14 protein-coding genes are annotated in these 12014 nt (G+C 61.2%); 4 read left to right on the top strand and 10 right to left on the bottom strand.

Annotated features, from left to right (window positions below; translation table 11 throughout):
• Position 1 precedes the first annotated feature (1 nt).
• Positions 2-298 (top strand): DUF7742 family protein, encoded by a 297-nt coding sequence (locus tag ABWV42_RS19675; RefSeq protein WP_502930931.1) that lies wholly within the window; start codon positions 2-4, stop codon positions 296-298.
• Here ABWV42_RS19675 and ABWV42_RS01005 read toward each other — a convergent pair.
• Complete coding sequence (locus tag ABWV42_RS01005) at positions 279-617, bottom strand: TraR/DksA family transcriptional regulator (protein ID WP_255108263.1); 339 nt, start codon at positions 615-617, stop codon at positions 279-281. The genes ABWV42_RS19675 and ABWV42_RS01005 overlap by 20 nt on opposite strands.
• 85 nt (positions 618-702) lie before the next feature.
• On the opposite strand from ABWV42_RS01005, the gene cysE reads away from it, so the two are divergent.
• Positions 703-1518 carry a serine O-acetyltransferase gene (gene cysE / locus ABWV42_RS01000; protein ID WP_353338510.1) on the top strand — a complete coding sequence of 272 codons (816 nt, stop codon included), beginning with the start codon at positions 703-705 and terminating at the stop codon, positions 1516-1518.
• 114 nt (positions 1519-1632) lie between these two features.
• On the opposite strand, the gene ABWV42_RS00995 is transcribed toward cysE, so the two are convergent.
• From ABWV42_RS00995 to ABWV42_RS00975, 5 genes are all read right to left on the bottom strand, one after another.
• Complete coding sequence (locus ABWV42_RS00995; protein WP_353338509.1) at positions 1633-2223, bottom strand: potassium channel family protein; 591 nt, start codon at positions 2221-2223, stop codon at positions 1633-1635.
• Between the two features lie 6 nt (positions 2224-2229).
• Positions 2230-3537 (bottom strand): pyruvate dehydrogenase complex dihydrolipoamide acetyltransferase, encoded by a 1308-nt coding sequence (locus tag ABWV42_RS00990; protein ID WP_353338508.1) that lies wholly within the window; start codon positions 3535-3537, stop codon positions 2230-2232.
• 12 nt (positions 3538-3549) lie between these two features.
• A complete protein-coding gene (locus ABWV42_RS00985) occupies positions 3550-4902 on the bottom strand; it encodes a pyruvate dehydrogenase complex E1 component subunit beta (protein WP_353338507.1) in 1353 nt (450 codons plus the stop codon).
• 22 nt (positions 4903-4924) lie between these two features.
• Positions 4925-5914: a pyruvate dehydrogenase (acetyl-transferring) E1 component subunit alpha gene (gene pdhA, locus ABWV42_RS00980; RefSeq protein ID WP_353338506.1), complete on the bottom strand. Its 990-nt coding sequence runs from the start codon at positions 5912-5914 to the stop codon at positions 4925-4927.
• 107 nt (positions 5915-6021) lie between these two features.
• Positions 6022-6324: an FtsB family cell division protein gene (locus ABWV42_RS00975; RefSeq protein WP_353338505.1), complete on the bottom strand. Its 303-nt coding sequence runs from the start codon at positions 6322-6324 to the stop codon at positions 6022-6024.
• 164 nt (positions 6325-6488) lie between these two features.
• On the opposite strand from ABWV42_RS00975, the gene ABWV42_RS00970 reads away from it, so the two are divergent.
• The gene (locus ABWV42_RS00970) at positions 6489-8108 is read left to right on the top strand and encodes an acyl-CoA dehydrogenase family protein (protein ID WP_353338504.1); all 1620 of its coding nucleotides are present in this window, start codon (positions 6489-6491) and stop codon (positions 8106-8108) included.
• A 42-nt stretch (positions 8109-8150) separates the two neighbouring features.
• Here ABWV42_RS00970 and ABWV42_RS00965 read toward each other — a convergent pair whose 3' ends face one another.
• Both ABWV42_RS00965 and ABWV42_RS00960 read right to left on the bottom strand, forming a co-directional pair.
• Positions 8151-8342: a hypothetical protein gene (locus ABWV42_RS00965; RefSeq protein WP_255108240.1), complete on the bottom strand. Its 192-nt coding sequence runs from the start codon at positions 8340-8342 to the stop codon at positions 8151-8153.
• Positions 8342-8611, bottom strand: coding sequence for an HP1242/YdcH family protein (locus ABWV42_RS00960; RefSeq protein ID WP_353338503.1), 270 nt, complete (start codon positions 8609-8611; stop codon positions 8342-8344). The genes ABWV42_RS00965 and ABWV42_RS00960 overlap by 1 nt, the downstream gene beginning before the upstream one ends.
• A 131-nt stretch (positions 8612-8742) precedes the next feature.
• Here ABWV42_RS00960 and ABWV42_RS00955 point away from each other — a divergent pair, with 131 nt between their 5' ends.
• On the top strand, positions 8743-9681 hold the full coding sequence (locus ABWV42_RS00955) for a hydrogen peroxide-inducible genes activator (RefSeq protein WP_353338502.1): 939 nt from the start codon (positions 8743-8745) through the stop codon (positions 9679-9681).
• Here the strand turns inward: ABWV42_RS00955 and ABWV42_RS00950 are convergent.
• Complete coding sequence (locus ABWV42_RS00950) at positions 9678-10571, bottom strand: fructose bisphosphate aldolase (RefSeq protein WP_353338501.1); 894 nt, start codon at positions 10569-10571, stop codon at positions 9678-9680. The genes ABWV42_RS00955 and ABWV42_RS00950 overlap by 4 nt on opposite strands.
• A 142-nt stretch (positions 10572-10713) precedes the next feature.
• Positions 10714-11904: a phosphoglycerate kinase gene (locus ABWV42_RS00945; protein ID WP_353338500.1), complete on the bottom strand. Its 1191-nt coding sequence runs from the start codon at positions 11902-11904 to the stop codon at positions 10714-10716.
• Between the last annotated feature and the right edge of the window lie 110 nt (positions 11905-12014).

Below are 12014 nucleotides of genomic sequence, written 5' to 3'. Positions count from 1 at the left end.
GATGCGGCGGGTCATGCACGGGGATGTGGTGGCGGTGGCGCGGGTTCTGCTTGCGCTGCCTAACGACAGCCGCAGGACCCGTTGTGAAAGCATGATCCGCCAGTCGCACGCGGCGCATCACTATTTCAAACGCTTCGGATACAGCCATCCGCGATGGGGGGACGGGTCTCTCATGTCGATCGCGCACAGATTTCCCATGCGGCCAGAGCCAAGCTTTTCCGACAGCGAATACTGCCGGTGCGTCAAGCAGGTTCTTGGCTGTCTGCTGGAGTGGCGCCTTAGCCGGAGGCGCAGCTGATACAGCGCAGCACGGCCGGATCGAACTCCAGACGCTTGCGGGCGATCTCTTCGCCGCAATCCTCGCAATATCCGAACTCGCCCTCGTCGATCCGCCGCAAGGCCGCGTGTAGCGCCAGCTCGGTCGCATCCCTGCGAACCTGGTTGGCCTTGGCCATCGCCTGGGATTGCAGGGCATCCATACGGCTCAGGCGGCCCACGGCCTGCTGGTCCAGCATGACGGTGGATTGCCCGTCCTGTCCCCTTTGGTTTTCACGTTCCAAAGCCGCAAGCCTGTCGTGGATCAGCGTTCGAAACCGGCTCAACTCTTTGTCATTCATGCGTGTGATGCCTTGGTTCAGGGTTTTGAATTTGCTGCGCGTAGACTATGTAGTGTAGTCTAAAGCCAACAAAGGATGGATTGCCATGGCTGAGACACGCGCGAAAATCACTGCGGTTGACCCGGTTTGGGCCCGTATCACTGCGGAAGCGGAAGAGGCGGTTCGCGACGAACCCCTGATGGGCGGCCTGGTCCATGCCTGTGTGCTGCACCACAAATCCATCGAGCGGGCGCTGAGCTATCGCTTTGCCGCCAAGCTGTCGTCGAACGAGATGTCGATGGTGGTTCTGCGTGAAATCGCTGACGAGGCATTTTCCGAAGACAAGGGGCTGATCGAAGCGGCCCGCGCCGACCTGATGGCGATTTTCGACCGTGATCCGGCCTGCCACCGCCTGTTGCAACCGATCCTCTACTTCAAGGGGTTCCAGGCGGTTCAGGCCTATCGCATCGGCAACTGGCTCTGGCGCGAAGGGCGCAAGGATCTGGCCTATTTCATCCAGATGCGCACCTCCGAGATTTTCGGCATCGACATTCACCCGGGCGCCCGTATCGGCAAGGGCATCATGATCGACCATGCGCATTCCATCGTGATCGGTGAAACCGCCGTGGTGGGCGACAACGTGTCGATGCTGCACTCGGTAACGCTCGGCGGGACCGGCAAGGAAGAAGAGGATCGCCATCCGAAAATCGGTGATGGGGTTCTGATCGGGGCTGGCGCGAAAGTGCTGGGCAACATCAAGGTTGGCCATTGCAGCCGCATCGCCGCCGGTTCGGTTGTCCTGCAGGAAGTCCCGCCCTGTTCGACCGTGGCTGGCGTTCCCGCCAAGATCGTCGGTGAAGCAGGGTGCGCCCAGCCGGCGGTCGAAATGGATCAGATCCTGCACAACGGTGCCAAGGGCTGAAGCATTGTTGATTTGTTGAGGGTGTAACCCTATATTTGACCCAGGAAAGGAGGTGCCGGATGGTTGAACTTATCAAGACTCACAAGGTCAATGCGATCTTCGCTCTGGCACCTGTCATGGGGGCCATCTTAGCTGTTGCCTTGGTGATCCTGTAACCTTTCCTTCGTCCATGCGAAATCTGTCTCCACGCCCTCCAAGATCTATGGCGGCGCCAACAGTCAAGCCAAGGTAGATATATCCCAACACCGCTTCGAAACCTGCCAGCAGGCGCAGGTCCGGGTGTGGTTGAAAATCGCCATATCCCAGGGTCGTGAAAGTCACGACCGAAAAATAGAGCCCCGAGAGAAAGCGGCTGTCCAAATTCGCCGTCGCGACGCTGCCGCTCGCGATGTCAAACTGCACGGCCTGCGTTCCAAGACAGATCGGTGAGGTGCACATGATGCCCGCCGCGCTGTGCAGCAGGGCGAAAAACAGGATCATCAACGCGCCGTTGGTAAAGATCGTGCCCCAGGCAAAGCGGTTGGACACATTCCTGCTAAAATGGGCAAGAAACACCGAGACCGCGCTTGCGCCCAGCAAAAGCGAAACGATCAGCGCGGCAAGTGGTTGCTCGGAAATCGGCTGGCCCCCGAAAAACGCTACGATTGTTCCGACAACAACGCCTGCTGTCGGAACAATGCAGAACAAAACCGTTTCACGGGTCATTCGGGCTTATACCAGCATGGTCATCGGGTTCTCGAGGTTGTCGACGATGGCCTTGAGGAACTCTGCCCCCAGCGCGCCGTCGATCACACGGTGATCCACGGACATGGTGACCGACATCACGGTTGCCACCGTCACTTCGCCATCAGCACCGACCACGGGTTTCTTCACACCTGTGCCCACGGCCAGGATCCCCGCATGCGGCGGGTTCACGATGGCGTCGAAATTGTCGATGCCGAACATGCCGAGGTTGGAGATCGCGAAACTGCCGCCCTGGTATTCATGCGGGGCCAGCTTGCGGTCCCGTGCGCGGCTGGCAAGGTCCTTCATCTCGGTCGATAGCGCCGAAAGGGTCTTGCTCTCCGCATCCTGAAGGACCGGGGTGAACAACCCGCCTTCGATGGCCACCGCAACCGCCACGTCCGAGGCTTTCATCTTCAGCACGCGATCACCGGCCCAGACGGCATTGGCATCGGGCACCTGTTGCAGGGCAAGGGCGCAGGCCTTGATGATGAAGTCGTTGACCGACAGTTTCACACCCCGGCCTTCCAACTGCTTGTTAAGCTCCGAGCGGAACTTCAGCAGCGCATCGAGCTTGATATCGCGGCGCAGATAGAAATGCGGGATGGTCTGTTTGGCTTCCGACAGGCGCGCGGCGATTGTCTTGCGCATCCCGTCGAGCGCGACTTCCTCGTAGGTACGGCCTTCGTACATGCGCGCAACCGTTGCAGCATCTGCACTTTGCGGCATCGGCACGGGGGCTGCTGCCGGAGCGGCAGGGGCCGGAGTCGTTTCCACCGCCGCAGGGGCAGTGGCAGCACCGGGCTGGGCGCTTTCCACGTCGGCCTTGACGATCCGGCCACGCGGACCCGAGCCCTGAATGGCCGCGAGGTTCAATCCCTTGTCGGCCGCGATCCGTCGTGCGAGGGGCGAGGCGAAGATGCGGCTGCCATCCGCTGCGGCGGGGGCAGGGGCGGCAGGGGCCGACGCCTGTGGCGCGGGTGCAGCGGCCGCCTGTGCGGGTGCCGCAGAAGCGGCAGGCGCGGCAGCGACGCTCACGTCATCCGCGCTTTCGCCTTCCTCTAGCAACACGGCAATGGCGGTGTTGACCTTGACGCCCTCGGTGCCCTCGGCCACGAGGATCGGGCCCATGATGCCCTCGTCCACGGCCTCGAACTCCATCGTCGCCTTGTCGGTTTCGATCTCGGCGATGATATCGCCGGATTGCACTTCGTCGCCTTCCTTGACCAGCCATTTGGCCAGCGTGCCTTCCTCCATCGTGGGGGACAGGGCAGGCATGAGGATTTCTGTTGGCATCTCTGATCCTCCTTACCGATAGGTCACTTCTTTGACCGCCGCGATCACCTCGTCGGTGGTCACAAGGGCCATCTTCTCGAGATTGGCCGCATAGGGCATCGGAACGTCCTTGCCGGTGCAGTTGATCACGGGGGCATCCAGATAGTCAAAGGCGCGCTGCATGATCGTGGCCGACAGGTGGTTGCCGATCGACCCGACGGGCCAGCCTTCTTCGACAGTGACACAGCGGTTGGTCTTCATCACCGAATTCAGCACCGTGTCATAGTCGATCGGGCGCAGGGTGCGCAGGTCGATGACTTCGGCGCTGATGCCGTCTTCGGCCAGCTTGTCCGCCGCTTCCAGCGCGTATTGCATCCCGATGCCGAAGCTGACGATGGTTACGTCCGTTCCCTCGCGCCAGATCTTGGCCTTGCCGAAGGGGATGGTGAAATCATCCATCACCGGCACGTCAAAAGACCGCCCGTAAAGGATTTCGTTCTCAAGGAAGATCACCGGGTTCGGGTCGCGGATGGCGGATTTCAGCAGGCCTTTGGCATCCGCCGCCGAATAGGGCATCACCACCTTGAGGCCAGGGATCTGCGCATACCATGCGGCATAGTCCTGACTGTGCTGAGCGCCAACCCGCGCAGCGGCACCGTTCGGGCCACGGAACACCATCGGCGCACCCATCTGACCGCCCGACATATAGAGGGTCTTAGCTGCGGAATTGATAATCTGATCAACGGCTTGCATGGCAAAGTTGAATGTCATGAATTCGACAATCGGTTTCAATCCGCCGAAGGCCGCGCCCACCGCGATGCCAGCAAAACCGTGCTCGGTGATCGGGGTGTCGATCACCCGCTTGGAGCCGAATTCGTCCAAAAGCCCCTGGGATACCTTGTAGGCCCCCTGGTACTCGGCAACCTCTTCGCCCATCAGGTAGACGTCTTCGTCCGAGCGCATCTCTTCGGCCATCGCATCGCGCAGGGCCTCGCGGACGGTCTGTTGCTTGAGCTTGGTGCCCTCGGGCCAGTCCGGGGTCTGTTCCACCGGTGCCACCTCGGGCGCGGCCGCAACCTGCGCCGCCGGGGCGGGCGCTGCTGCCGGGGCCGCCGCCGCGGCAGGTGCGGCGCCTGCTTCTTCGCCGTCTTCAAGCAAGGTGGCAATGGCCGTGTTGACCTTCACGTTCTCGGTGCCTTCCGGTACGAGGATGTGGCCAATCACACCGTCGTCCACCGCCTCGAATTCCATCGTGGCCTTGTCGGTTTCGATCTCGGCGATGATGTCACCGGATTGCACGGTGTCGCCTTCTTTCACCAGCCATTTCGCCAGCGTGCCTTCTTCCATCGTGGGCGACAGGGCGGGCATCAGGATTTCAGTAGCCATCTTTCAACTCTCCTCTGTCAGCTTACGCGTAGATATCCGTCCACAGCTCTTCGGCTGCGGGCAGGGGGCTTTCCTTGGCGAAATCGGCGCTCGCGTTGACCACGGCCTTGATTTCTTTGTCGATCGCCTTGAGGTCGTCTTCGGTCGCGTGTTTGCCGTCGATCAGAAGTTGGCGCACGTGGTCGATCGCGTCGCGTTCCTCGCGCATCTTTTGCACCTCTTCGCGGGTCCGGTACTTGGCCGGATCCGACATCGAGTGGCCACGGTAGCGGTAGGTCTTCACTTCGAGGATATAGGGGCCTTTGCCCTTGCGGCAGTGGGCCACGGCGCGTTCGCCGGCCTCTTTCACGGCCAGAACGTCCATGCCGTCAACCGCTTCGCCGGGGATGCCAAAGCTCTGGCCTCGGTTGTGGATGTCCGGCGTCGAGGTCGACCGCTGCTGTGCAGTGCCCATGGCGTACTGGTTGTTTTCAATGACAAAAATTACCGGGAGATCCCAGAGTGCGGCCATGTTGAAGGTCTCGTAAACCTGCCCCTGGTTGGCGGCGCCATCACCGAAATAGGTAAAGGTGACACGGCCGTTGCCCTTGTACTTGTCGGCAAAGGCCAGACCCGCGCCCAGAGGCACCTGTGCCCCCACGATGCCATGGCCGCCGTAGAAATGCTTCTCCTTCGAGAACATGTGCATCGAGCCGCCCTTGCCTTTGGAGTAACCGCCGGCACGTCCGGTCAGTTCGGCCATAACGCCATTCGGATCCATGCCGCAGGCCAGCATGTGGCCGTGGTCGCGGTACGAGGTGATGCGCTTGTCGCCTTCCTCCGCGGCGGCCTCCAGCCCAACCACAACCGCTTCCTGGCCGATATAAAGGTGGCAGAAGCCGCCGATCAGCCCCATGCCATACAGCTGTCCCGCCTTCTCTTCAAAGCGGCGGATCAGCAGCATTTCACGGTAATATTCCTTGAGTTCGTCGCCCGAGACATTCGTCTTCTTGGCCGGTTTTCTCGCAGCCATCTTGTCCTCCCAGCAGGCAAAAATAGTTTAACGTTAAACAAAATGATAGCCCAACAACCTGCGCGTTGGTAGAGGAAATATTCACAAAGTTGAGGAAGTGCCGCGTCTTAGCGGATCACGATTTCATCCGTGCGGATCAGGCCAAGAACATCGCGGGCCTGCTGATCCAGCAGATCAAGGTCGAGATAGTCGTCGGAGAGGCGTTGTGTCAGGTTTTCCATGCGCATGACTTCAGCCTGCAACTGGGCCAGTTCTGCATCCAGTTTGGCCTTTTCCGCTTCGACCTCGACCCGGCGGAACAGGCCATAGTCGCCCTGAACGGCAGCGAAAGTGAAAATCGACGACAGCACCATCGCCACTCCGAAAAACAGGAGCGCACCAAACGCGGGACGTGATTTTTGTGCTGTCATTTCTGCCTCTTACGCACCCTTTTTCGGGCGTCTGCACGCACTATGCCACAAGGCAGACTCCCTGTGAATCCCCAAAAATCACGGATGTCACCAAATCATGACGCAACGGCTTTCTGGCAACAGGTGCAACCACAAGGGTAGCGTCGGGATCGGAGGAGCACATCATGACACAGTCACAGGCAAGCCGCCATTTAGGCACACACGAGGTGATGAACCAGCCCGACGTCCGGGGAGGGCGTGATCTCTGGTCTGAAGACCTGCCGCTTCGCGAAGCAGCCGAAGCCGCGGGCGCCCGGTTGGATCACCTGGCGCAGGCAGGAAAAACCTATGGCGACGAAAACCTGCGTCAGGCGGCCGAGGATGCCCAGCGTGATCTGCCGCGTCTCAAGCTGTTTGACAGGGGCGGGCGGCGTCTGGACGAGGTGACATTCAATCCCGGCTACCACAAGGTTATGGAAACGGGGCTTGGTGCGGGATATGCCGCGACCGCATGGGATGGGAAACCCGGCGGTCACGCCACCCACGCGGCCCTTGTCTATTACCAGATGCAGGTCGAACCCGGTGCTGGGTGCCCGATGACCATGACCTATGCCGCCGTTCCGGCCCTGCGCAACGATGCGCAACTTTCCGAGATATGGGCACCCAAGCTGACGTCCGGCGTCTATGACCCGTCGATCCGGCCCATAGATCAAAAGGCGGGCGCGACCCTTGGCATGGCGATGACCGAAAAACAGGGTGGTTCCGATGTCCGCGCCAACAGCACGATTGCCACCCGCGATGGCGACCACTATCGCCTGCGCGGGCACAAGTGGTTCTGTTCGGCCCCGATGTGCGACGGTTTCCTGACCCTTGCGCAGGCAGAGGGCGGGCTGACCTGTTTCCTTGTGCCGCGCTGGCTCGAGGGCGAGCGCAATTCGATCCGACTGCAGCGGCTCAAGAACAAGCTGGGCAATCAGGCCAACGCCAGTTCCGAAATCGAATATCACGACACGCTGGCCTATCGTCTTGGCGACGAAGGGGCAGGGGTGCGTACCATCATCGAGATGGTCCACCACACGCGGCTTGATACCGCGATTGCGCCGGCCGCACTGATGCGGGCCGCCCTCTCCGAGGCGCACCACTGGGTGTCTCACCGCTCTGCCTTTCAGCGTCGCCTGATCGACCAGCCGTTGATGCGCTCGGTTTTGGCCGATCTCGCCCTTGATTGGGAAGGTGCGCTGTCGGTGTCTATGTTCCTCGCCCAGGCCTTTGACCGCGATGATGATGAGGCCCGCGCCCTGGCCCGGATCGGGGTCGCGCTGGCGAAGTACCTGTCAAACAAGCGGTGTATTTCCGTCGTGGCCGAGGCGATGGAGGTACTTGGCGGGATGGGCTACGTCGAGGACACGCCAATGCCGATGCTTTACAAGGAGGCACCGCTCAACTCGATCTGGGAGGGGTCGGGGAATGTGATCTGTCTCGACATCATGCGCACCCTGGCCCGTGAACCGCGTGCGGCAGAGGCCCTGAATGCCGTGCTCGATGGTGCGCGCGGGACGGATGCCCGCTATGACTCGGCCCTTCAGCAACACCGTGACCGCTGGCCGGCCCTGCCTGCCGAATACGAGGCCCGCTGGTTTGCCGAGAACCTGGCCTCGTTGCTGACGGCAGCGGCGCTGATGCGCACCGCGCCCAATGCGGTTGTCGATGGGTTCATCACCAGCCGCGTTGCCCAGCAGCGTGGCAGCGTGGCAGGTTCCGTGAGCGGGTTGGACACCGATGGTATTCTCTCGCGGCTGGCTTGACCCGAAGGCCCCGCCGGGCGCCCCCGGCGAGACCTTCAAAATTCAGTCGTCGAACCAGTCAAAGCTGCGCTTCTTGCGTTTGCGCGGCTTGATGGACAGGTGCTTGTCCCGCTTGCGCCGCCTGAAGCTGCCGCCGTCCGGCCCGTCATCATCCTCTCCAAGGGCTTCGACCAACTCGTCGATCTTGGAACTCTGCATGAGCCGCGAGGCGTTCAGGAAATTCAGAAACCCCATCACGCGGCTCCTTCCTGGTAGGCAGTGGCGCCTTTGCGGGCGAGCGAATGGCCAGCGAGAGGCTTGAGCGATGACATCAGACCTTCGTAGCGGGCCACCTGATCACGCAGGACAAGACGGCGCGCCTTGAGCCAGCGCAGCTTGCCATAGTCCGGTGCGGGGCGGTGCTGTTCCTCGAGGATCTGCCGGTCGAGTTTCCGGTGACGCGTCCTCAGCGCCGAAACATGTGCCGCCAAGGACTCAACGCGCTGTACGATTTTGCTGGTCATGCCAAGCCTCCCATCTGGTTTGCGAAAACGCAGGAGTTCCCTGCTGGTGATGAGATGGGCATTGCAATCATAGAAAGAATGCTAAGTTCCCACTTAGTAACTTAGGTTTTTCCTATATTAGGTGGCTGCCAATGCAAGATCCTCTGCCGACGCTAAAACAACTGCGTTATTTCGCCGTGCTGGCCCAGTGCGGCCAGTACCGACGCGCAGCCGAACAACTGGACCTCAGCCAGCCCTCGCTAAGCCAGCAGATCACCGCGCTCGAATCCACTCTGGAGGTCGCCCTCGTCGAACGCGGCCGACGTGGCGTTGTGCTGACACCTGCGGGGCGCGAGGTTCTGGGGCATTGCCAGGGCATTCTCGACGGTGTCGAGCAATTGATGGGGCTCTCCCGGTCCCTGCAAGAGGGCGTGTCCGGCACCCTGCGGCTTGCGGCGACCTCGACCATCGGCCCCTATGTCCTGCCGCAACTCCTGCGCCATCTGCATGCGGTACACCCTGATCTGAAACTGCTGGCGCGGGATGGCGCACCTGCAGAGCTGCTGGAAGAACTAAAGACCGGGCGACACGATCTTGTGCTGGCGCAACTGCCGGTGCGTTCCGACGATCTGGTCTCGGTGCCGCTTTACCGTGAACCCCTGTTGCTGGCCGTGGCGCGGGATCATCCGTTGGCGGGCAAGGCCCTAATCGAAAAGCAGGACCTTGAAGGCCTGGATATGCTGTCACTTGGAGCGACATATGCGCTGAAGACACAGATCGCCCGCCTGAGCGCCGACGCCGGGGCCAACCTGCGCGATGACTATGAAGGCACCAGCCTGGACGCCCTGCGCCAGATGGTTGCGATGAACATGGGGGTAACGTTGCTTCCGTCGCTCTATGTGCGGTCGGAGGTGCATGAGACAGACGGCGATGTGGTGGTGGTGCCGATGAAAGGCGGGCTGTTTCGAACGGTTGGCCTGTTGTGGCGCAAAACCTCGGGCAAACCCGCCCTCATGAGACGGTTCCGCGATGCCGCGGAAACCGTCGTGTCAGATGTGTTCAAAGACCGCGTAACGGCCCTGAGACCTTAGCCCGCAACAGATGCGTTGTAGATGCTGTCAATGGTGCCGGCGATGGTGCTGTTGAACGCTTCGTCCGACTGCTGTGCCGACAGACCTTCGGTCAGGGCACGCGAGAACGACGCGATGACACCGGTGTTGTTCGACAGGCGCTCGTTGGCTTCGTCACGGCTGTAACCGCCCGACAGGGCCACGACACGCATCACGCGCGGGTGGTCCACCAGCGGTTTGTAGTGGTTCGCGGTTTCTGGCAGGGTCAGCTTGAGCATGATCTGCTGGTCTTCCGGCAGGGCGTCCAGCTGTTTGGTGATCTCTGCCAGCAGGATGTCTTCTGCTTCTGCCTTGTCTGCAATCGAGATGGTCACTTCCGGCTCGATGATCGGCACAAGGCCGTGGCCAAGGATCTGTTTGCCAACTTCGAACTGCTGCGCGACGATGGCGGCGATGCCTTCGGCGTTTGCGGCGCTGATGACCGAGCGCATCTTTGTGCCGAAGATACCCGCCTTGACCGCACGTTCGCAAAGCGCGTCGAGTTCGGGCATCGGTTTCATCAGCTGAACGCCGTTTTCTTCGTCAGCCAGACCCTTGTCGACCTTCAGGAACGGCACGACGCCGCGCTCTTCCCACATGTAGGAGGCGGTGGATTTGCCGTCGATCTCGCGGTCCATGGTCATTTCGAACAGGATCGCGCCGATCACACGCTCGCCGGTAAAGGCCGGGGCCATCGCGATGCGCGCGCGCATGGCGTGGATCATGTCGAACATTTCGGCTTCCGAACCGTACTGGTCTTCTTCGACGCCATAGAGACGCAGAGCTTTCGGGGTCGAGCCACCGCTCTGGTCAAGGGCGGCAATGAAACCGGCGCCGGAGGTCATCTTTTCGATTTGTGCTTGGTTGGACATATCTGTTCCCGCCCTTGAAAAATTGCAATTTCCGCAGATGCATAATGAATGCGCCCCGCTCATAAGACAGCAGGGCGCGTCATGCAATCGTGGTGGCGCTAACGGGCTGCGGTTGATCCCGAAATTCGCGCCCCGCCTGATCTTATTGCTCGAGTGCCGCGACGCCGGGCAGAACCTTGCCTTCCATCCACTCGAGGAAGGCACCACCAGCGGTCGAGATATAGCTGAAGTCGCCCGCAGCGCCCGACGCGTTCAGCGCCGAAACGGTATCGCCACCGCCTGCAACCGAGACCAGCTGGCCCGAGCGGGTCAGGGCAGCTGCCTTGAGGGCGGCCGCGTTGGTGGCCGCGTCGAAGGGTTCGATTTCGAAGGCGCCCAGCGGGCCGTTCCAGATCAGGGTCTTGCTCTCGGACAGAACCGCGGCAATGGCTTCAACGCTCTTTGGGCCGGCATCAAGGATCATCGCGTCGGGGGGGCAGGCGTCCAGCGGCAGAATTTCGTGGTCGGCGTGGGCTTCGAACTTGCGGGCCACGACGATGTCGGTCGGCAATAGGATGTTGCAGCCGGTGCTTTCTGCCTTGGCCATGATCTCATTGGCGGTATCCACCATCAGGCGTTCGGCCAACGACACACCGATGTCATAGCCCTTGGCCGCAAGGAAGGTGTTGGCCATGCCGCCACCGATCACAAGATTGTCGACCTTCTCGATCAGGTTCGACAGCAGTTCCAGCTTGGTCGACACTTTCGCACCACCGACAACCGCAGTAACGGGGCGGTTCGGCTTGCCAAGCGCGCTTTCCAGCGCTTCGAGTTCGGCCTGCATCAGGCGGCCTGCGCAAGCGGGCAGGAGACGGGCCAGACCCTCGGTCGAGCTGTGCGCACGGTGCGCCGCCGAGAAGGCATCGTTGCAGTAAACATCGCCCAGCTTGGCCATGCCAGCGGCAAGGTCGGCGTCGTTCTTGGTTTCACCGGCATGGAAGCGGGTGTTCTCCAGCAGCAGCACCTGGCCCGGTTGCAAGGTTTCTGCCGCCAGTTCGGCCTCGGTGCCTACACAGTCGGCGGCAAAGACGACGGGCGCTTCGAAGGCGCGTTCCAGGGTCGAAACCAGCTGTTCCAGCGACAGGTTGGCACGGCGTTCGCCACCCGGGCGGCCAAAGTGTGCGAGCAAAACCGGACGGCCACCGGCCTCGAGGATATGCTTCACGGTGGGGGCGATACGCCGGATACGGGTCGCATCGGTAACAACCCCATCCACGATCGGCACATTGATATCCACGCGGGTCAGAACGCGCTTGCCGTTCAGGTCCATCTCGTCGAGTGTTTTCCAGCCCATCTTTGCAACTCCGAAAATGAAAACATTTGCCGCGTTCTCTATAGGAAACGCGGCTTAGGTCAATGGGGCGGCTTGGCTTTCGCGTGCGGCATGATTAACTAGCGCCCAAA

This window comes from Pelagimonas sp. KU-00592-HH (assembly GCF_040369695.1).
Lineage (GTDB): Bacteria > Pseudomonadota > Alphaproteobacteria > Rhodobacterales > Rhodobacteraceae > Shimia.
The sequence above is the reverse complement of the archived record's forward strand: the minus strand, read 5'-3'. Positions and strand labels throughout refer to the sequence as shown.